This is a genomic window from Clostridium sp. OM05-9, from assembly GCF_003481465.1.
GTDB lineage: Bacteria > Bacillota > Clostridia > Lachnospirales > Lachnospiraceae > Coprococcus > Coprococcus ammoniilyticus.
Genome location: NZ_QULF01000005.1, coordinates 204,087 through 226,407 on the forward strand (window position 1 = coordinate 204,087; position 22,321 = coordinate 226,407).

Here is a 22,321-nt window from a genome sequence, read left to right on the forward strand (position 1 = left end):
TAATAGGTGGTATAACGAGAACTTTAAGCCTTCGTCCTTTTTGCGGCGGCGGCTTTTTTTACTTTATAGAAAAGTTTGTCTAATAATATTTTGCATACATTGAATAAAAAGAAAGGAAGAACAACATGTACGAAAAAGTATCGACCAAATTGAATTTCGTAGACAGAGAACAGAAGGTTCTGGATTTCTGGAAAGAAAATCAGGTATTTGAGAAGAGTGTGGAAGAAACAAAGGATCTTCCGACTTACACATTTTATGATGGACCCCCAACAGCAAACGGTAAGCCACATATCGGCCATGTGCTTACACGAGTTATCAAGGATATGATTCCAAGATATCAGACAATGAAGGGCCATAACGTAGTAAGAAAGGCAGGATGGGATACACACGGCCTTCCTGTAGAGTTGGAAGTTGAGAAACTTTTAGGAATCGATGGCAAAGAGCAGATTGAGGAATACGGTCTGGAGCCATTTATTCAGAAATGTAAAGAATCCGTATGGAAATACAAAGGTATGTGGGAAGAATTCTCCGGCAAGGTAGGATTCTGGGCAGATATGGATGATCCATATGTAACATACCACAATGATTTCATCGAGTCCGAGTGGTGGGCACTGAAGAAGATCTGGGATCAGGGACTTTTATACAAAGGCTTCAAGATCGTGCCATATTGTCCGCGTTGCGGAACTCCACTGTCAAGCCACGAAGTAGCACAGGGTTATAAGACTGTAAAGGAACGTTCCGCAGTTGTAAGATTCAAGGTTATCGACGAAGATGCATATTTCCTTGCATGGACAACTACACCTTGGACACTTCCATCAAACGTAGCCCTCTGTGTAAATCCGGATGAGACTTATGTCAAAGTAAAGGCAGCAGACGGATATACTTATTATCTGGCAGAAGCACTGGCAGACAAGGTACTCGGTTCCCTTGCAAAGGAGGCTACAGACGATACACCTGCTGTACCTGCATATGAAGTTCTGGAGACATACAAAGGAAAAGATCTGGAATACAAAGAGTACGAACCATTATATGAGTGCGTAAAGCCTGTATGCGAGAAGCAGCATAAGAAGGGTCACTACATCACATGTGATTCTTATGTAACTATGACAGATGGTACAGGTATCGTTCATATCGCACCTGCATTTGGTGAGGACGACGCAAATGTAGGAAGAAAGTACGATCTTCCATTTGTACAGTTCGTAGATGGCAAGGGTGATCTGACAGAGGAAACCCCTTATGCAGGAATCTTCGTAAAGGATGCAGATCCAAAGGTATTGGTTGACCTTGACAAAGAAGGACTTCTGTTCGACGCACCAAAGTTCGAGCATGAATATCCACACTGCTGGAGATGTGATACTCCGCTGATCTACTATGCAAGAGATACCTGGTTTATCAAGATGACAGCAGTCAGAGATAAGTTGGTTAAGAATAACGACACCGTAAACTGGATCCCTGAGAGCATTGGTAAGGGACGTTTCGGTGACTGGTTAAAGAATGTACAGGATTGGGGACTTTCCCGTAACCGTTATTGGGGAACTCCGTTAAATATCTGGGAATGTGAATGCGGATGCCGTCATGCGATCGGTTCGATCGAAGAATTAAAGAGCATGAGCGACAACTGCCCGGATGAGATCGAGCTGCACCGTCCGTTCATCGACGCTGTAACGATCAAATGTCCGGAGTGTGGTAAGCAGATGCACAGAGTATCTGAAGTTATCGACTGCTGGTTCGATTCAGGTTCCATGCCATTTGCACAGTGGCATTATCCGTTCGAGAATGCAGACATCTTCGAAAAGCACTTCCCTGCTGACTTCATCAGCGAGGCAGTTGACCAGACAAGAGGATGGTTCTATTCTCTGATGGCGATCTCTACTCTGTTATTTGACAAGGCTCCATTCAAGAATGTAATTGTCCTCGGACATGTACAGGATAAGGATGGACAGAAGATGAGTAAGTCCAAGGGAAATGCAGTAGATCCGATGGATGCACTGAACAAATACGGTGCAGACGCGATCCGGTGGTATTTCTACAGCAACTCTGCTCCATGGCTTCCAAACCGTTTCCATGAAGATGCGGTTATCGAGTGCCAGAGAAAGTTCCTCGGAACCTTATGGAACACTTACGCATTCTATGTATTATATGCAAATATCGACAACTTCAATCCACTTGAGCATGAGCTGGATTACGAGAAGCTGTCACTGATGGATAAATGGTTATTATCAAAGCTGAACTCAACCGTAAAGGCTGTTGACGCGAACCTTGCAGCATACAAGATCCCTGAGACAACCAGAGTATTAGAGGAGTTCGTAGATGACCTTTCTAACTGGTATGTTCGTCGTGGACGTGAGAGATACTGGGCAAAGGGTATGGAGCAGGATAAGGTAAATGCCTACATGACACTGTATACAGCCCTTGTTACGATCTCCATGACAGCAGCTCCGCTGATTCCGTTTATGGCAGAGGATATTTATCAGAATCTGGTAAGAAGCATTGATAAGGATGCTCCATTATCTGTTCATCTGTGCGAGTTCCCGAAGGTAGAGGAGAAGATGATTGACACAGATCTTGAGGCAGCTATGGATGAGATCTTAAAGATTGTTGTTCTTGGACGTGCAGCCAGAAATACTGCAAATATCAAGAACAGACAGCCGATCGGAACCATGTATGTAAAGGCAGCAAAAGAGCTGACAGAGGATGAGACAGCGATCGTCAAAGACGAGCTGAACATCAAGAACGTAGTATTTACAGAGGATATCGCAAGCTTCAGTTCTTACACATTCAAGCCGCAGCTTCGTACCGTAGGACCAAAGTACGGCAAGCAGTTAGGCGGAATCAAGGCATATCTGTCATCCGTTGACGGAAATGCAGCTATGGCAGAACTGAAGGAAAAGGGTGCTCTGACATTTGACGTAAACGGCACAGAGGTATCTCTGGCAGAGGAAGATCTGCTGATCGATATCGCACAGACCGAAGGCTACGTTACAGAGGCAGACGGTGCGGTAACAGTTGTTATCGATACAAATCTGACAGAAGAACTCTTAGAGGAAGGATTTGTCAGAGAGATCGTATCCAAAATCCAGACCATGAGAAAGGAAGCCGGCTTCGAAGTAATGGACAAGATTACAGTCTATGCAGAGGGAAGCGACAAGGCAACCGGACTTATGAATGCAAATGCTGACAGCATCAAGTCAGACGTTATGGCAGATGCACTGGTAACCGGAAGTGTAGATGGCTATTCCAAGGAATGGAACATTAATGGCGAGAAGGTAACACTTGGTGTAAAGAAAAACGCATAAATAATACAGGGCGTTGACCGATGCCGAAAAAAGCAAATTTATACTTGCTTTTTTCGGAAAGCGTCTGTATTATAGATAACATATTAAAAGGTGCAAGGAAGTACTAGAGATAGCAACTTCCCTGCACCTTTTTCTCGTTAATGAAGTTGTCAATTACACAACAAGGAGTAGAAATGATATTTATTTGAATGTTTTGACTTACCAAAACAGGGACATTTGAGTTCGCCGGTACTTGATGGCGCATAAGCGGCATCTTAGTACCGCTGCAGAACGAAACGAGCGGAAGCGTTCCCTGGTTGGTAATGTCAAAAACATTCAAATATAACATCAAACAGTAGATGTTGTGTAATTGACTATGAATGAATATGGAGGCGATGGGTATGGAAAAACTCAATCAGATTGTAAGTGCAGTTGATTCATTTGTGTGGGGACCGGTGATGCTGGTGCTTCTCGTAGGAACCGGTATCTTTCTGACGATACGGACGCGATTCCTGCCGTGGAGGAATCTCGGATATGCGATCAAGAGCACACTTAGTAAAGAAGCAAGAACAAAGAACAGAGGAACCGGTGATGTATCCCCATTCTCGGCACTGACGACAGCACTTGCCGCAACGATCGGAACCGGAAATATCGTAGGTGTGGCGACAGCAATGGTATCCGGTGGTCCGGGTGCTCTGGTCTGGATGTGGATCTCGGCGTTGTTCGGAATCACATCGAAATTTTCAGAATGTATGCTGGCGATCAAATACCGTGAGGTAAATGCCAAAGGAGAGATCTCCGGCGGCCCGATGTATACGATGAAGAAAGCATTGAAACACAAAAGATTCGGAAGTGTGCTCGGTTGGCTGTTTGCATTCTTTGCGGTTGTTGCATCCTTTGGTATCGGAAATATGACACAGGCGAACTCGATCGCATCCTCCATGAATGAGACCTTTCATATCAATCCGATTATCATCGGTGTAATCCTTACGATCCTTGCCTTAATGATCATTATCGGTGGTATCAAATCCATATCAAAGATTTCAGCGATCGTTGTTCCGTTTATGGCAATCTTCTATGTACTTGCAGGACTTATAGTAATTATCGGAAATATATCGAATGTGCCGGAAGGCCTGCGCGAGATCTTCACAATGGCATTTTCCATGAAATCCGTATCCGGCGGTGTGCTTGGTACCGTAGTTGCATCCATGACAAATGCAATGCGGTTTGGTGTTGCCCGTGGTTGTTTCTCAAATGAAGCAGGTATGGGATCAGCAGCGATCACCGCAGCAGCAGCTACAACAGATAACCCGGTTCGTCAGGGATATATCAACATGACAGGAACCTTCTGGGATACGATTGTTGTATGTACGATCACTGGTCTGGTAATCGCAAGCTCCGGTGTGATCGGCAAGACATCAACAACGACGGAAGGTTCATATGCGATCACCTCTGAGGCCGAAGATACACTGGCTCTGACACATGAAGAAAAGAGTAAGCTGGTGACGACAGAATATACCGTTACATACCAAGATGGAACATTGACTTTGTCCGGTGGAGCAGAGGATATCGTTCTGACACCATATGCAGACGCTTCCGATAGTGAAGCATTTGCAAAACTTCAGCATCAGCCGGATAGTCTGGAAGCAGTTTATGAGAATGGCGCGATCACAGGTGCATGGACCTCTGGCTGCAATGCTTATATTTTTGATGAAGATGGTACATATTATTATGAAGAAGCCTATACAGGATCGGCGCTGACGATCAAAGCATTTGAGACAGTTCTGGGTAAGGCAGGAGCATGGCTGGTAACGATAGGTATTGCATTATTTGCATTCTCCACAATTCTTGGTTGGGAGTATCATGGAGAGAAAGCCTTTGAATACCTGTTCCATTCCCACAAATACAACATGATCTATCGTATCATATTCTCTCTTGTAGTATACATCGGTGCGACGACTTCGCTGGATCTGGCATGGAACTTCTCGGATATCGCAAATGCACTGATGGCGATTCCGAACCTGATCTGCCTGCTTCTGTTAAGCAAAGAGATCGCAACGGATATGCGGGAATTCCAGAAAGTACTCGCAGAAGAAAAAGCAGCAAAGAAGCGTGCGTAAATAGTCGACCTGCCGGTAAGTCTTTGGAACAAAAATGAAAGATAAAAGATACATTATTAAGATGAAGCAAAACCTGTTTATGTATTGATATATAAAGCAAAAATGGGAAATAGCATTACTATTATGTAGCAAGCCTTTTTCAACGCCGGTTCTTAGTGAGTCGCCACAGGCGAGGAGCTTAGCACCGTTGCGTTGAAATAGAGTGCAAACGACTTGCGAAATAATATGTAATGTATTTTCCATTTTGATTCAAAAACCTACAGACAGGTTTTGCGTCATAATAATGATGTATCTTTCATTTTTTAGTAGCAAAATGACAGTTTATGAGTATAATTATAGTAAACGCGCAGACGGAATAATGAGAGGAAGATGCCGGAATGTGAAGCATAGCCGGATATGAGAGCGCATGAAGATGCGAGATTTACTGATGAAGTACCGGGATCTGTCTGCTTTATTATAATGGATTCAAAAATGAGTTCAGGGGGAAGCTGCCGGAGAAACTCCGGCGGCATACCCGGATACATAGAAAGTCAATATCGGCTTTGGATAAAAAAGAAAACATGTGGGTAAGAACACAATGAGTACGACAGAAGAAAAACACAACTATACTTATATAGTCCGATGTAAGGACGGAACGTATTACACCGGATGGACGAATAATCTGGAAAAGCGGATGAAAGCACATAATGAAGGACGAGGGGGCGCCAAGTATACCAGAAGCCGGCGCCCTGTTGTCCTTGTTTATTATGAGGAATCAGAGACTCCGGAGGAAGCAATGAGCAGAGAGTGGCATATCAAACAGATGAGCCGGAGCCGGAAAGAAGAATTAATCAGAAATTTTCAATCAGATAGTATACAGAAGCCATGAAAATAGTATAAAATATAAGAATTGAGAAAATAAAAGTCGAACACCAGGAGGTTATAGATGGGAAGACAATTATGGAAACCGGGAAATATGCTGTACCCGGTACCGGCAGTTATGGTAACATGTAAGCGGGAAGGCGGACAACCGAATATTATCACGATCGCATGGGCGGGAACAGTTTGCAGTTCTCCGGCGATGGTTTCAATATCTGTTAGACCGGAACGCTATTCTTATGATATTATAAAAGCCAGTGGAGAATTTGTGATCAATCTGGTGACTGAGAAGCTGACATTTGCGACCGATTATTGTGGCGTAAAGAGTGGACGTGATATTGACAAATTCAAGGCAACAGGACTTCATACCTGTCCGGGACTTACAGTTGCCACACCGGGTATCGCGGAGAGTCCGGTCAATATCGAATGTAAGGTAAAAGAAGTGATCCCGCTTGGAAGTCATCATATGTTCCTGGCAGAGGTGACAGGCGTACAGGTGGATGAAGCATACATGAATGAAAATGGCAAATTCGAGCTTAACCAGCTTGGACTGGTGGCATATTCCCATGGAGAATACTTTAAACTTGGAAAGAAACTTGGCAAATTTGGATATTCAGTGAGGAAAAAATAAGAAACATGAAGATAGAATTACAGGCATATGGTAAAGTAAATCTGGGGCTGGACGTGCTCAGAAGAAGACCGGACGGTTATCATGAAGTAAAGATGATCATGCAGACAGTAAAATTACATGACACAATGACATTTGAGACAGTGGATGAGGATGTGATCGTTCTCAGCACAAATGCGGACGAGCTTCCGGTAAATGAAGATAATCTGGTATATAAAGCATGTCGGATGTTGAAACAGGAATATCAGATCACGCGTGGAATCCGGGTATTTCTTCAGAAAGAGCTTCCGGTTGCAGCCGGTATGGCAGGAGGAAGTGCTGATGCCGCTGCTGCGCTGATCGGAATGAATAAGATCTTTGATCTTCAGATTCCGAAACATAAGCTGATGGAATATGGTGTGAAGCTTGGGGCAGATGTTCCATATTGTATCATGAAAGGAACTGCATTATCAGAAGGAATCGGTGAGAAGCTGACGGCACTTGCACCGATGCCGGATTGTTATATTCTGCTGGCAAAGCCGCCAATCGCTGTATCGACGAAGATGGTATATGAGAACCTGCATGCAAATGAATTAAAAGAACATCCGGATATAGACGGCATGGTGATGGCACTGGAAGAACATAGCCTGCAGGGCATCACGGAACGTATGGAGAATGTGTTAGAGACAGTAACACAAGTTCGGTATCCGGTTATTGCGGAGATCAAAGCCTGCATGAAAGAATGTGGTGCGATGAATTCACTTATGAGTGGAAGCGGTCCGACTGTATTTGGTATATTTACAGAGAAGGAAAAAGCGGAGAAAGCGGCAGATGCGATCCGCAGCCGGAAGCTGGCAAAGCAGGTATTTGTCACACAGCCATATAATGTGTAAGATCAGCCAGGACAGAGGGAGTTGTTCTGCAGAAGAAATAGAGAGAAATGGGGTAACTTATGGAGTTGAAGTTAAATATGGATGAGTATCTTCCGCTTCGGGAGGTTGTATTTGAAGCGTTGCGGGATGCCATCGTACATGGAGAATTTGAACCGGGCGAACGGTTGTTAGAAGTGGCACTTGCAAAACGTCTGGGTGTCAGCCGGACTCCGGTGCGTGAAGCAATCCGGATGCTGGAATTAGAGGGCTTAGTCGTGATGGTTCCAAGGAAAGGTGCAGAGGTTGCCCGTATCACGGAGAAGGATCTCCGGGATGCATTGGAGATCCGCCTGAGTCTGGAAGAACTGGCAGTCGAACTTGCCTGCAAGCGGATTGATGAAGAAGGCAGGCTCAGATTAAGAGAAGCCTGTGAGAATTTCCGTGAGGCAGTCCGTTCCGGTCGTGTGTCGGATATCGTAGATACAGATGTTGCCTTTCATGAAACAATCTGTGAATTAAGCAACAATCCAAGACTTGTGAGTCTTACCAAGAACTACGGAGAACAGGTGTACCGATACCGTGTGGAATATGTGCGGGATACCGGATATCATGGCAAACTGCTCCGTGAGCATGATGAGATCACGGAGGCGATATTGCATGGAGATGTAGAGAAAGCAAAAGCAGTTATGCATCAGCATATTTACGATCAGGAGCAGATCGTGATTCAGAATATCAAACAGAAACAGGATACTATATAAGACTGAGTGGTCAAAAACAGGGAGTGGACAGTAAGAAATTTACCGTTCACTCCCTGTTTTTGACCACTCGGTTCATTTTGCAGTTTTTTCAGGAACAATCTGTTATAGTAGAGGTGTTCTGAATACATCAAGCGTGTAAAATAAATTGACAAATACATATGTATGCCATATACTTGGTATTACTAGGTATAAAATAATAGGAAGAGAAATTATGGCAAATCAAAGTATAAATCAGTTTAAAAAAGGCATACTTCCCATGCTTATCCTGCAGATCATAGCAGATGAAAAGGATTATGGTTATAACATTGTCAATCGTTTTAATGCACGATGTGTTGCCGGAATGGATATCAAAGAAGGAACACTGTATCCGATCCTGCACAGATTAGAAGAAGATGGTGCGATCGTTAGTGAATGGGTGATGGCATCCGAGAATGGAAAACCAAAGAAATTCTATAAGATTACAGAAGAAGGGAAGCTTCTATTGGAAGAACAGTGGAGTTGCTGGGCGCAGATAGAAGGAATGGTACGAGGCTTTGAGAAAAAACATATATCTGATTAAAATATTTATTTTACTGCATGCACCATTTGGACAGCGGATGCAGTTTGTAAAAGAGATAAGACGATCTATAGATGATAAATTGGACTCGGGCATGACGATCGATGAAGTGTTTGAGGAGCTTGGTGAAGCTTCCGCACTGACAGAAGAGTATAACGATATCGGTATGCGGCAGCAGACAAAGGAGTATGTATGGATGATGCTCTGGATCCTGGTTGGAATCTGTCTTGGTGTTCTGTTGGTGATTGACGGATATACATTATATACCGGATATCATGAGATCAATCAGTATATAGCACCGACAGGATATGAGTGGATTGATTTTAGACCAAAGGCAGGGGGAACGTGGGGCAAAGTGATTGTGGAAAGCATAGGTTTTTGTATTTGCATGGGAAATGTGATCTATCATTATAAAAGACGAAGAAAAGCAAAGAAAAAAGATAATGAGCTATAAATAAAAAGGGGAACAAAAGAAATGAAAAAGAAGAAATATCTTATGAAGATATTCATGCATCTGCATGCACCATTAAAGGAACGGATACAGATGGTAAAGGATCTGGGACGATCATTAGATGATAAACTGGCAGAAGGAGAAACCATAGAGGAAGCAATCGCAGAACTAGGAGAAGCCTCAGACATTATTCAGGAATATGAAGATCTCGGAATGAGAAAGCGAACGAAAGAATGGGCGCTTGCTGTGATCTGGATATTGATCGGAATCGTGGTGGGATATCTGTTGTTTACGGAATGTAGGATACTGTATAGGGGATACAATTATATAATAATACGGACATCACCTAACACGGGCGTTGGAGTAGCCTATGGAATAAATGTAGGTGCAGAGGTAGTGAAAGTAGTGCTTGAATCGATAGGTTTTATTATATGTGTAGGAAATGTTATCTGGCATTTTATAAAACAAAAAAGAAAAAAGGAGATGTAAGAAAATGAAGAAAGTAGTGCGTATTATTTGCATTGTTTTATGTGTCGGTTTGATTTTAGGGTTGGGATATATTGTCTCACGAAAAATAAAAAAATATCCAGATGAAGTGGAATATTCTTCATTAAGAGCTTTTGCGGATGATGGTATGTATTATATAAAAAGAAATGTTCTTTATTTTTTGGATTCAAAGACGGGAAAATCGGTAGTGGTTTGCAATAAAGCTAATTGCAAGCATAATACAGAAAACTGTAATGCGTATATATTTGGACTGGGATCTAGTATGCTTTATTATGAAGATAAACTATATATAAGTGAATTTGATTCTGAGGTAACAATTAATGATGAGGATGATGCCGTATATAAAGGGGCTGTACAGATTCGTGAAGTAGAAAAGGATGGAAGCAAAGTGAGTATTCTGTATTCGGCAGATGAAGGCGCTGTTTTTGATATGGAAATGATAGATGGAATATTATATTTTACTACATGGAAATATCATGATGGATTTAAATTGAATCAATATCAGCTTGATTGCACGTTGTATTCATATGATCTGAGATGGAGGCGGTTACGAGTATTGTTAAGTTATGAAGGAGATGCAGAACATGACAATTCAACACTTCATATATTAAATAATAAAAACAAAGAAAAAATTTATCTGACATATGGTTATAAAGATAGCCAGAGAAACAGGCACACTATACTGCTTACATATAATATAGAAACCCATAAAGATGAAATTGTTGCAGATAATTTAAATACAGAATATGGGAAATCCTTTAATATAATCAGTACTGCAAGTGGCATTTATATAGAAACGAAGGAATTGGATAATGGTGTAGAATGGACTGTGATATATTCGTGTGATGCAGACTTGCAGAATCAGAAAGAAATTTTTCGGATTGTAGATGGAGATATTTATTGTATGGATCGATACTTGTATGCAATTAATACAGATTACAATAAGTTTTTTTATCAATGTGATACAGGAACTGTTTATCTGGCAAATACCTGTTTTACAGAAGAAGGAACTTATATATCCGATATTTATGGCTTGGATGAATCAAGTGACAAGATATATATAGATGGACATGATTATACTGGTATGAAGCCAGGAGATGTAATCACATCGGATCAGAGTGAACAGACGGTGACAGGATGGACAGAATTCCGGGATACATATTTTACAAAACTGGAGAATGCAGATCAGAATACTGTGGAAGCATTTGACTGGGTGAAATGGCCGGAAGAGTGATAAAGGGGATGAGGATATGGAATTAAAACTGGAGCATATCTCGAAAGAATATAAGAATACAACGGCGCTTGATGATTTTTCCATGACATTCTCAGAGGAAATTTATGGATTGTTGGGGCCCAATGGTGCAGGAAAAAGTACCTTGATGAAGTTGATTACAAGAAATATCAAACCGACAGCAGGAGAAATTTATCTGGATGGAACAGATATTCATACCCTGAAACGGGAATATCAGCGGCTGATCGGTTATATGCCACAGCAGCAGGCGATCTATCCGTTTTATACCGGACGGATGTTCCTTGCATATATGGGATTGTTGAAAGGAGTAGAGAAAAAAGTACTGAATGATGAGATCGAGAAATACGCATCAAAGGTAAATCTTCTTGATGTACTGGATCGAAAGGTCGGAACATATTCCGGCGGTATGAAGCAGAGACTGCTGATCGCGCAGGCATTTCTTGGGGATTCAAAGATCATTATTTTTGATGAGCCAACAGCAGGACTGGATCCGAAGGAGAGGATCCATGTACGGAATCTGATTCATGATAATTCTGCAGGGAAGATTATTTTGATTGCTACTCATGTTGTTCAGGATATTGAGGATATAGCAAGTCAGATCATGCTGCTGAAAAAAGGTGTGTTGATCGAGATGGCAGCACCAGAGATCCTGACCGGAAGAATCACGGATAAAGAGAATCCGGATCTGGAAGATGTATATTTAAGTATATTTGGAGAGTAGCTTTTTGCAGGTTGGTCATTTCCGGATAGAGAAAGTGGCTGCCTGTGGAAATGGAGGACGATATGAGTAGATCAAAACAAATGGAAAAAGCTGCTACCATCAGTCATTCCGGACGAAGAGGTGGATTTTTTCGATTTTTTATAAATGAAATACGGGCTATTTTATATAACCGGAAATTAATATTATGTTTTTTGTTGTTTTTAGTTATGAATGTGGGCCTGTTGATCGTAGCCTTTGCTACTGATGAGGTGGATAGTACACAGTATGCAAGGCTTCGGACAGATCCGGATTCCATTATGGATATGTATATGGAAGATCCGGAATCAGAGACATATAAACAGTTGTTTGATGAATATATGGCAAGCACAACGTATGACGAATATCTGCAGAAGGTTATAGAAGATGCAGAGATGAATCAGTCGATTTCCATATTTCAGACAAAGTTCTCGATCAGTAATCTGGAACGGACAAAGAGGGATTTTGAAAGACTTGTGGGAACAGAAGCATCCTTTGTTGGCGGATATGGAATCTGTAAGGCATTGAATTTTACCGGAAGTTATGTTCTGATATTTTTCCTGCTGGTTGTTCTGGTGCTGGAACTGGTGCTGCGGGATAAGAAGAATGGTCTGGCAAATCTGTATAAGACAACGTGGAATGGAGACAGTCGTTTATTGTTGTCTAAGTATGCGGCAGCATTTGTCTATATGGCATTATTTGTGGCGGGAGTATTCTTAAGTAATATTTTGATTGCCGAATGGAAGTTTGGAGCTGTAGATCTGTCAGCACCGGTACAGAGCCTGATGGATTATATTGGATATGGCTTTTCCTGCAGGATCAGTACATTTGTTGTTCTTGTCTGTTTGGTAAAGATTCTGATCTTTGCAGTGATCCTTGCAGCATTATTTACATTTGCAGTTGTTTCTTCAAATGAAGTTATGTTGTGTGTATGGTCGGCGGTTGCCATGTTTGTAGAATTGCTGTTTTCCGTATTGGGAGAGAAACTGAATCTGACATTTTTATATCGATTCTCTATTTTTTCAATGCTGGATACAACCAGATTTTTTCAATATGAGAATTATAATCTGATATCTCATGCAGAGCCTGCAATCTATCTGGACTGTATTATCTGTGCAGTGTTGTTGGCAGGATTTCTTATCATATCGTCGGTAATCTATCTGGAGGGAAGCAGTGATTATCGGGAGAGTCGTATACGATTACGAAAAAAAGGTACAAAATCCCGCAGGATATTTTCCTCAGTATGGAGACTGGAAGGCTATAAGTTATGGTTGGGATATAAGATGATATTTGTTATTTTTCTGTTGGTTGGATTTCAGGTGTACATTTATCAGAACAAATCTGTACGGTGGAGTGCAAATGAATATGCATACCAATATTATATCAGTCAGATTGAAGGTGTGGTTACACAGGAAAAGCTGGATTATATAGCCTCAGAGGAAGAATGGTACGAAAAACTTCACGAAGAAGAAGATCGGGTTGACCGGGACTACGCTGCAGGGAAGATAACTGAAAAAGAGTATAATGATAAATGGGATGAGATGAATAAGCAGCTTGCAAATGAGGAGAGTTTCTTTCGCTGTCTGGAATATGTGGATTATATTAAGCAGCAATGTGGAATCACGTCACAGGTTTCGGAAGCCGATCCTGCTGTACTGGAACGGATAGGATTTGTCTATGCCAGAGGCTGGAATATCCTTGCCGGAAGCAAAGACTATAAGGATGACGTGATGAATGCAGCGAAGGTAATCGTTGTACTGATGCTTACAACTGCATTTCTGTATCTGGAGGATTACAGATATAAGATCAATGGCATTATTGATATTACAGAGAATTACAGGAAACTTCATGTGATCAAGGCATTTCGGATGCTGCTTATTATTCTTGTTGTATACATGATCGTTTATCTGCCTGAACTTATGTGGGTGAAAAGAGAAATTGGGCTGGCAGGAGGAAAATATCTGGCACAGTCTCTTCCGTGTCTGGAACAGGTTGGCATATCAACCAGTATTACCGGATATTTCCTGCTGGTATCTGGAATTCGGTTGATCACGATTCTGGTACTGACTGTACTCTATGTTCTAGTTGGAAAGCTGATCAGGAGCACAAATGGTGCGATATTCTGTGCGGCAGCCGTTGCGCTTTTGCCATTGCTGCTGTACCTGTCAGGATTTACTGCAGCAAAGTATTATCCGTTGGTTCAGCTATTATCAGGCAATATGCTGCTTAGATAAATGAATATTTAAAGAGATCCCACTGTGACAGATGATAGATGTCCCCTTTTTATTGGACAATCAGTGAAAGAGGTGCATATCATCTGTTATAGTGGGATTTTTGTATGCTGTTACCAGCTCTTTCGTATCTCGTCAAATAGCCGCATGATATATAAAGTATGTTCATGTGGCATTTCCGGACATTCAGTCAGACCTTTTTCAAGTGCTCTCTTACAGGCGAGCACTTCATATTCGTAGCCGCTGATCTGGGCAGGACAGTTGATCGTCTGAACCAGTCGGCGGTCATTTTCATATATACGGAATGCCTCGTAATTATTGATATTGTCAACCTCGATGTAACCTTTTGTTCCGTAGATCACGCCGCGGCGGTCGGTGGCTGATTCCATAGTTGTGAACAGACCAGCGATCGCACCGTCCGGGTATGTCAGGTTGATAAATTCTGTTTTGTCTACGCCTGTTTCGTGTGGAGTCATCGTTGTGTGGATTGTTGATACGTTGTCGCCAAGCACCCAGGTCGCAAAGTTTAAGGTATATGGTGCAAGATCTAAGAGAGCACCTCCGGCAAGCTCCGGGCGGATCAGACGTTCTACCTGCATCAGGGAATAACCAAGATTTGCGGTCAGCCCTGTTATTTTTCCGATAACGTCGGAATCTATAATTTCTTTTAAAGTAAATGACATTGGCATATAGCGAACCCACATCGCTTCTGCCAGTAATATATTCTTTTCTTTTGCAAGCCGGATCATATCTTCGGCTTCTTTTGTATTTACGGCAAATGCTTTTTCACACAGAACAGCCCGGTTATGATTCAGACACAGCATCGTATGCTCTTTATGGTGGGAGTGTGGAGTTGCAACGTAGACAAGATCAATCCCGTCATCAGCAACCATTTCTTCATAAGAGCCATACCACCTGGATGCATGATAAGTATCTGAAAATTGTCTGGCTTTTTCTTCTGTTCTGCTTGCTACAGCATAGAGTTCAACCTCTTGCATCTGGTTAACGGTTTCCGCCATCTTGCAGGCGATACTACCTGCGCCGAGGATGGCAAGGCGTAGTTTCCTGTTTTCTAATCTGGCGTGTGGGGTTGCCGTAGCATTTCTGTTGTCTGATTTATAAATTGGATCTGTTGTATGTTTTTTGTTGTCGGATATATTATCTGATTTTATCATTTTTTTGTTTCCTTTCTGGGTGGTTTATGAAGTCATATTATTTCTATATTTCTTCTTAAAATTCTATATGGTACTGATGCAACTGAAGCTATTTGAATATTGCCGGGTTCATCATATGTGAGCAATTCTATGATTTTATGTAATTACTATAGAAGCTTTTGGGGATTTGTGCAAGCGCATCCCATCATAATGATCATTATATCGTACTCGTTCAATGCATTCGAAAAATCGACCCTTGCAAGCAAGCGATTTTTCATCATTATATCATGTGCTTCGCACATTCTATGCATTCCGCAAAATCAGCATCCTTGCAAGCAAATAATTTTGCGTTCATTATATCATGATTCAATGTAACATTTTATGTATAGTTCAGAGAGTTGCTGGTAATACTGGAAATAGTAAGAAGATAAAACAAGTAATAGTTAGATCATGGAGGAATAAGGTTGGGGAAAGTCGGTCAGAGTCGTAAAAAATATAAATGTACATAGGAGCAGCGGGAGGTGGAACGTTTGGGGAAAGACAGAGATGCGGAAGGCGGAATTTATAGTGCAGACAGCCGGATCGATAAAGACATAGATGCAAATATCAGCCGGGTAAAGTCGCTGTTTGCTGATTGGGGAGACATCGTGGAACGTCGGTTTACAGTAAGAAGAACCGGAATGGATGTGTATGCAGAAGATACCACCGGATCAGCAGATGAGACATCCGCTTCGGTAGGAGCAATCTATGTAGTGTACATTGATGGGTTATGTGACAATGGTCTGATCGAGGATACGATCATTAAGCCGGTGACCTGGGAGTGGCGGCATGAGCATGGCAGTTCCCTGTGGGAGGCAATGGATTCATTTGAGACACAATCGGCGGATATAAAGACAGAAAATGACTTTAAAAATGTGATGTTTTCGATATTAAAAGGAGACACAGCGGTATTTGTATCGGATGCAGATCAGGCGTTTGTTGTGTCTTCCAAGAAGCTGCCGGTACGTGGGGTGGAAGAAAGTTCTACCGAGGGTGGAATGCGTGGTCCGCGGGATAGTTTTAATGAAAGTATCCGTACATCGACAGCCCTTATTCGGCGGAGGATTAAAGATACAAGATTAAAATTGATCCAGAATACGATCGGTGTTCGTTCCAGAACCGAGTATGGAATCATGTATATTGAGGATATTGCAGAGACGAAGCTGGTTGAACAGGTGAAAGAACGGATGAATGAATATGAGATAGATGCCATATTTGACAGTGGCATGGCGGAACATCTGATGGAGAAGAAATGGTACCGGCCGTTTCCGGTGTTCCAGTCAACCACCAGACCGGATAAAGCGGCGGCGGCACTGGCAGATGGCAGGGTTGTAATTGTATTTGATAATTCACCGGAGGTTCTGATCGCGCCGGCGACGATCAATACATTATTCCAGACTGCCGATGATTATTATAACCGTTGGCCGGTTGCAACTTTTGCCAGAATCATTCGTTATATAGCGGCATTTATCGCGGTGGGGCTGCCGGGCTTCTATATAGCAGTTACCTGTTATCACCGGGAGGTGATACCGGATAAACTTCTCTATGCGATCGCAGTTGCAAGAAATCAGTTGTCTTTCCCGATCGTGTTAGAGGTTTTGATCATGGAGTTGTTGTTTGAATTGCTGCGGGAGGCAGGAATCCGTCTGCCGAGTCAGCTGGGAAATACGATCGGCGTTGTTGGCGGTCTGATCGTTGGACAGGCTGCAGTGGAAGCAGGGATTGTCAGTACGATCGTGGTGATCGTAGTTGCTCTGACAGCGATTGCTTCTTTTGCAATTCCGAATGAAGCTTTTGCGTCGGTGTTCCGTCTTTTAAAATTTCTAACTATACTGGCGGCGGCTTTTTTTGGATTGTATGGCTTCCTTCTGGTGATGCTTTTATTGATCTATCATCTTGCCGGTCTGAACAGCTTTGGTGTTCCGTACATGGCACCGGTCGTCACCTGTGGCTATGCAGAGGATGGAATGAAAGATTTTATCCTTCGTAAACCAATCAAAAAATTTGTCTTTCGACCGGCATGGGCGAACCATAGAGAACGCAGGAGGCTTCGCAAAAAGTAATGATGAATGGGTGTGAATCAATATATGGATTATAGAAATGTGACGTTTCGGCAGCTTTTTATAACGGGAACTTGCCTGATTTTCCCGATTACTTTCTGGAATATGGTACAGATTATGACGGATTTTTCCAAAAACAACGGTGTTTTATCACTTTTTTTGATGCTAATACTTGCTCTGGTTTATGTGGTGCTACTACATCTTGCGCTTTCCGGTGTAGTGAAATTGTCAGATCCGGCTAAAGAAAAGACAGAGATAACGGGTGCAAAAGTATGGAATAATAAGAAAAAAGTGACTATTGCATCTATTTATGTGATCAGATATGTAATTCGGGTTCTTTTTCTGCTTTATTTCTTTGTACAGGGGAGCCGGATCCTGATGCTGCCGGATTATGCAGGAACGGTTCTGGTCGTTCCGGTATTACTGGCACTTTTCTATATGGCAGGAAAGGGGCTGCGTGGTTATATCGGATTTGCGGAAGCAAGTGTGATCGGAATCGGGATCACATTGGTGCTGTTTATTATTTGTGGATTCTGGAATGCAGATTTTTCTCGACTAAAAGAATATGTAGAATTCCAGATGCAGGCATCTGTATGTAACACAATATGTCAGGTTCTGATAAAAGGATATCTGATGATCGTAGGGTTATGTATGCTGGAATTTGTCATGTATCTTTATCTGAGAGTAGAGAAACGAAGACGAGGGATGCTGGTGTGGACGGTATCTGTTCCGGTTGTGTTAGCTCTTGTTGCTTCCTGTTTTGTGACATCACTACTTGGCTTACAGAGCAAAACAATGACTTCAAAGGGAATACTAAATGTTGTGGGTGCGATGATGTTCCCCGGAGGTGCAAATGCGAGGCTCGGTTTACTCGCCTGTTATCTGCTTATAATCTTCGGACTCTTGCTTCTGGCTATCCACATTGTATTCATTTGTCAGTTTGTGGATGAGATCTGGAAGATCATCTGTGTATGGAGAAAGAGTCAGGCTTCGGCAGAAGATATGGAAGAGAAAAGAAGCCTGTGGATAAGAGGTGGCTGTGTGGTTGTTTTGTTTCTGTTGTTTTTGTGGATGGGCAGGTTCCTTGGAGAACGGGATGCCGGCCGGGCATTTATGAGCTACATTGCTGCTGTGGATATTCCTTTGTCTGTTCTTGTACCGGCATTTGCAGGACGGAAACGGACGAATCCGGGGAAGCTTGCAAAGATGGCTGCAGAAGTGATCGGTGGAGTTCTGATCGCCTGTATGTTGTCCGGATGCATGGACAGATCCATTGAAGCGGTAGACTATCTCCGTGTGGTTATGATCTCTGAGACAGAAGGGGGCTACGAGTACACATTTGTTACAGACAGTCTGGAGGGAGCGGAGTCAGCAGCCGAATCGGAGGAGCGGGAGTATCCGGTTGTTGCGGAGAGCCTGCAGCAGGCACGGACTGAATATGATCAGGCGCATGACCGGAGCCTTGATCTGAGCCATGTTGAATATATCGTGGTGGATTCCGAAGAAACCCTGCGACAGATGTATCCGGAGCTGATAAAAGAATTTGTAACGAATTATGTAGAAGTAATCTGCACCGATTCGCTTTATCAGGGTGAAGCGTCCGGCAGCATCCGGAAATATATCGCAATGCATTACAAAGGAGAGTGCCTGGCGACACTGGGGGAGTAGACATTCGTTTAAAGTGTTAGATTTTGATAAAGAAAAATGGAGGTTATGGAAATGGGTAGAGCAGTGAGAGCGGCAGTTGCCGGAATCCTCATCGGTTTATTTTGCGGAACATTATATGTGGAAATGGGAGCACTGAAAAGATTATACAGTGCGAAAAACAGCGTAGAGCAGGTGATGAACCTGATCGAATATGCGGAAGAAAATGAAGATATAGCCTATGACAATACAGAGGAAAATTATGCTGGAATAACCAGTGACAAAACTTCACAGACAGACGGTAAGAATGATGGATCGAGCCAGCAGGTGGTAAATGGTCTTGAGCTTTCGGATGGTCAGGATACAGAGCTGCCAGATGATATACAGACCGCATTTCGGATTCTGGATGGCACAACATTAAATGCATACGAAACACAGAAGCAATTACAGGAACTGGAAGCAATGTATGATGATATAGCAGGAAATGCAAGTGCGGAGAGTCAGATGAATGCTCAGAATAAGACATCAGATGTTATCCGTATTCGAATAAGATATGAGGGAAATGAGAATTTATCGGATAAGCAATTGGATGAATTTACTTCATATGTTGAGCAGGCGGTACTTTACGGTATAGCCGAGAAGCTTGGCGCAGACTATAACGATCAGGAGAAAAGCATTGTGCGAAAGAATCTGATACTGAGCAAAGAATATATCGATGCCTGTGCAGAGGAAAGTGCAGAAGAATACGGCATCCCAGTTACTGCATGGTCAGCTTTTGAGTATCTGAACCTTCCGGCAGCAACCTTGAATGGCGTTGCTTATCCGGCCGGGTATTATGAAACTTTATGTGTGACGTTGAAAAGATTATGACTGACTTTTCCACCTACCCCTAAATCCCCGGAATCCTTGAATTATATAGGTGGTTGTGGTATGATATGAGATATTTTGATTATATATTTCAAAGGAGCTCAAGGGAATATGACTAAGAAAAAACTGGTAGTTATTTTTGGAGGAAGATCATCGGAACATGAAGTTTCATGCATTTCAGTTCAGACAGTTGCCAAAGCGGTGGATACGGACAAATATGATATGACACTGATCGGAATCACGAAGGACGGCAAATGGCTGAAGGCTGACAGCATTGAGAGTATTGCTGACGGAAGCTGGTACGACAGTCAGGTTCGTGCTGTGATTTCACCGGATTCTGAAAAAGAGATTATCATAAAAGATGGCGACAGAATCTATGCGGAGCCTGTAGATGTTATTTTCCCTGTTTTGCATGGTTTATATGGAGAAGACGGTACGATTCAGGGATTGTTTGAGATGGCGGACATTCCATACGTGGGCTGCGGTGTATTTGCATCGGCTGCTGCAATGGACAAATTCCATACAAAGATCATTGCTGATCATATCCATGTAACACAGGCAAAATTCGTTCCTGTAGTAGAAGATGATTTTGATGATCTGGATGTTGCGATGGATCGGGTAGAGAGCGAGTTGAACTATCCAGTATTTGTAAAGCCATCATCCGCGGGTTCATCAAAGGGTGTTACAAAGGCGCATGACAGAGCTGAGTTAGAAGCTGGTCTGCATGAAGCACTCAACCATGATTCCAAGATTCTTGTTGAGGAGACGATTGTCGGTAGAGAGTTGGAATGTGGCGTACTCGGATATGGCAATCATACAAAGGCATCCGGTGTTGGAGAGATCCTTGCTGCCGCAAATGCAGATTTCTATGATTTTGATGCAAAATACAATAATGCAGATTCCAAGACGATCATCGGGGCAGATATACCGGAAGAAGCTGAGGACGAGATTCGTGCAGAAGCAATTCGTATCTTTAATGCGATTGACGGTTTTGGACTTGCCCGTGTGGATTTCTTCCTTGAGAAGGACACCAATCGTGTAATATTTAATGAAGTAAATACATTGCCGGGATTTACATCGATCAGTATGTATCCGATGCTGTGGGATGCAGAGGGATATGACATTAAGACCCTTGTAAATACCTTAATTGAGATGGCATTTGAAAGATAATTTATGACGACGAGAGATATAAAGATAAAAGTAACGGGTGTACAGAGTGTTGCCGGAGCGGATGATGAGCCGGAGGTTCTGGAGCTTGAGACGCGGGGAACATACTCTGAGAAAAACGGAAACCGCTATATCAAATATGACGAGTTCATTGAAGATGTGGAAGAACCGGTGAAGAATCTTCTGCGGTTCGATGAGCATGCATTACAGCTTACGAAACGTGGCAGCGTGAACACGGTTATGTTATTTGACCGGGAGAAGAACAGCTCGGTGCATTATGCAACTCCGGTTGGGCCGATCTGTATGAATATCTGTACGGAGGAATATCATATGGAGCAGTCTGAGAAGGGAATCCGGATTGATATTCGTTACTGTATTGATTTTAACAATGATTATATTACGGATTGCAGTCTGAATGTGACTGCGGACTACGAAGGGGTATAAATATATATGGGTAGTGAGAAATCCTTCGACAGCTTTCTGGGGATTGAAACGATCGCGGAGACAGCATTTGGAGATATGGATGTATGTCTTCCGGTGAACGAAGAAGATAATAACTATGAGGTTACATATTATAATGATCTGGTGACGATGTTCGATGAGATCAGCATGGAGCCGGAAGATACGCTTGTGGATTTTGGCTGCGGACTTGGCAGAGTGCTTTTTTACTGTAATTCCAGACATTACTGCCGGACGGTTGGAATCGAGAACAATGCCAGGGTCTATGACAGACTTCTGACAAATGCCGCAAGCTATCAGAGCAAATTCCTTGATCAGGAGGAACGGATGCAGTTCCTGAATGTGGAGGCAGAGGCATATGAGGTCGGAGACGAAGACAATTATTTCTATTTCTTCAATCCATTTTCCGGCGCAACCTTCAAAAAGGTGCTGGATAATATCATCGCATCGGTGCGGAGACAGCCGAGAGATATTGAACTTCTGATCTATTATCCGACATTTGAATATCAGAAAGCAATCCGTGACTGCAACCTGTTCGTTTTAAAGAAGATGATCAAATTGTCCGGTTATGAAGAAGATCCGGATGAGAAGGTTCTGGTATATCATTTGTCACGATATTTTGTAGCATAGAATAAATAAGGCGGTCTATCTGGCGGACTAGCTTTATATTGACTTGCTGCGATTCCTATTCAATGCACATGTCTGATT

19 protein-coding genes are annotated in these 22,321 nt (G+C 42.6%); 18 read left to right on the forward strand and 1 reads right to left on the reverse strand.

What is annotated here, in order from left to right; genetic code table 11:
* Positions 1–125: 125 nt before the first annotated feature.
* From ileS to DXB77_RS09920, 12 genes are all read left to right on the forward strand, one after another.
* On the forward strand, positions 126–3,296 hold the full coding sequence (ileS, locus tag DXB77_RS09865) for an isoleucine--tRNA ligase (RefSeq protein WP_118663135.1): 3,171 nt from the start codon (positions 126–128) through the stop codon (positions 3,294–3,296).
* Between the two features lie 380 nt (positions 3,297–3,676).
* Positions 3,677–5,395 (forward strand): sodium:alanine symporter family protein, encoded by a 1,719-nt coding sequence (locus tag DXB77_RS09870; protein WP_118663136.1) that lies wholly within the window; start codon positions 3,677–3,679, stop codon positions 5,393–5,395.
* Between the two features lie 577 nt (positions 5,396–5,972).
* Positions 5,973–6,263, forward strand: coding sequence for a GIY-YIG nuclease family protein (locus DXB77_RS09875; RefSeq protein WP_117784524.1), 291 nt, complete (start codon positions 5,973–5,975; stop codon positions 6,261–6,263).
* 57 nt (positions 6,264–6,320) lie between these two features.
* The gene (locus tag DXB77_RS09880) at positions 6,321–6,884 is read left to right on the forward strand and encodes a flavin reductase family protein (RefSeq protein WP_008402380.1); all 564 of its coding nucleotides are present in this window, start codon (positions 6,321–6,323) and stop codon (positions 6,882–6,884) included.
* Between the two features lie 5 nt (positions 6,885–6,889).
* On the forward strand, positions 6,890–7,753 hold the full coding sequence (gene ispE / locus DXB77_RS09885; RefSeq protein WP_118663137.1) for a 4-(cytidine 5'-diphospho)-2-C-methyl-D-erythritol kinase: 864 nt from the start codon (positions 6,890–6,892) through the stop codon (positions 7,751–7,753).
* A gap of 59 nt (positions 7,754–7,812) precedes the next feature.
* Positions 7,813–8,490, forward strand: a complete 678-nt coding sequence (locus DXB77_RS09890; RefSeq protein ID WP_118663138.1) for a GntR family transcriptional regulator — start codon at positions 7,813–7,815, stop codon at positions 8,488–8,490.
* 211 nt (positions 8,491–8,701) lie between these two features.
* Complete coding sequence (locus DXB77_RS09895; RefSeq protein WP_021944192.1) at positions 8,702–9,049, forward strand: PadR family transcriptional regulator; 348 nt, start codon at positions 8,702–8,704, stop codon at positions 9,047–9,049.
* Positions 9,024–9,500, forward strand: a complete 477-nt coding sequence (locus DXB77_RS09900; protein WP_117822406.1) for a hypothetical protein — start codon at positions 9,024–9,026, stop codon at positions 9,498–9,500. The genes DXB77_RS09895 and DXB77_RS09900 overlap by 26 nt, the downstream gene beginning before the upstream one ends.
* A gap of 21 nt (positions 9,501–9,521) precedes the next feature.
* A complete protein-coding gene (locus tag DXB77_RS09905; RefSeq protein ID WP_118663139.1) occupies positions 9,522–9,986 on the forward strand; it encodes a hypothetical protein in 465 nt (154 codons plus the stop codon).
* Between the two features lie 4 nt (positions 9,987–9,990).
* On the forward strand, positions 9,991–11,238 hold the full coding sequence (locus DXB77_RS09910) for a hypothetical protein (RefSeq protein WP_118663140.1): 1,248 nt from the start codon (positions 9,991–9,993) through the stop codon (positions 11,236–11,238).
* Between the two features lie 16 nt (positions 11,239–11,254).
* Entirely contained in the window at positions 11,255–11,977 is a 723-nt protein-coding gene (locus tag DXB77_RS09915) for an ATP-binding cassette domain-containing protein (RefSeq protein ID WP_021944196.1), read from the forward strand.
* Positions 11,978–12,039: 62 nt separating this feature from the next.
* Positions 12,040–14,226 (forward strand): hypothetical protein, encoded by a 2,187-nt coding sequence (locus DXB77_RS09920; RefSeq protein ID WP_147340243.1) that lies wholly within the window; start codon positions 12,040–12,042, stop codon positions 14,224–14,226.
* A gap of 110 nt (positions 14,227–14,336) precedes the next feature.
* On the opposite strand, the gene DXB77_RS09925 is transcribed toward DXB77_RS09920, so the two are convergent.
* A complete protein-coding gene (locus tag DXB77_RS09925) occupies positions 14,337–15,398 on the reverse strand; it encodes a Gfo/Idh/MocA family oxidoreductase (RefSeq protein ID WP_118663141.1) in 1,062 nt (353 codons plus the stop codon).
* Between the two features lie 500 nt (positions 15,399–15,898).
* On the opposite strand from DXB77_RS09925, the gene DXB77_RS09930 reads away from it, so the two are divergent.
* The 6 genes from DXB77_RS09930 to DXB77_RS09955 all read left to right on the forward strand — a co-directional run bounded on the left by DXB77_RS09930 (position 15,899) and on the right by DXB77_RS09955 (position 22,243).
* Positions 15,899–17,479, forward strand: a complete 1,581-nt coding sequence (locus tag DXB77_RS09930) for a spore germination protein (protein WP_118663142.1) — start codon at positions 15,899–15,901, stop codon at positions 17,477–17,479.
* Between the two features lie 24 nt (positions 17,480–17,503).
* Entirely contained in the window at positions 17,504–19,144 is a 1,641-nt protein-coding gene (locus DXB77_RS09935; protein WP_147353812.1) for a hypothetical protein, read from the forward strand.
* Positions 19,145–19,195: 51 nt separating this feature from the next.
* Positions 19,196–19,990 carry a hypothetical protein gene (locus tag DXB77_RS09940; RefSeq protein ID WP_118663144.1) on the forward strand — a complete coding sequence of 265 codons (795 nt, stop codon included), beginning with the start codon at positions 19,196–19,198 and terminating at the stop codon, positions 19,988–19,990.
* Positions 19,991–20,098: 108 nt separating this feature from the next.
* Positions 20,099–21,157, forward strand: coding sequence for a D-alanine--D-alanine ligase family protein (locus DXB77_RS09945; RefSeq protein ID WP_118663145.1), 1,059 nt, complete (start codon positions 20,099–20,101; stop codon positions 21,155–21,157).
* Between the two features lie 3 nt (positions 21,158–21,160).
* Complete coding sequence (locus DXB77_RS09950) at positions 21,161–21,598, forward strand: DUF1934 domain-containing protein (protein WP_021944202.1); 438 nt, start codon at positions 21,161–21,163, stop codon at positions 21,596–21,598.
* A 6-nt stretch (positions 21,599–21,604) separates the two neighbouring features.
* A complete protein-coding gene (locus DXB77_RS09955; RefSeq protein ID WP_118663146.1) occupies positions 21,605–22,243 on the forward strand; it encodes an SAM-dependent methyltransferase in 639 nt (212 codons plus the stop codon).
* Positions 22,244–22,321 lie beyond the last annotated feature (78 nt).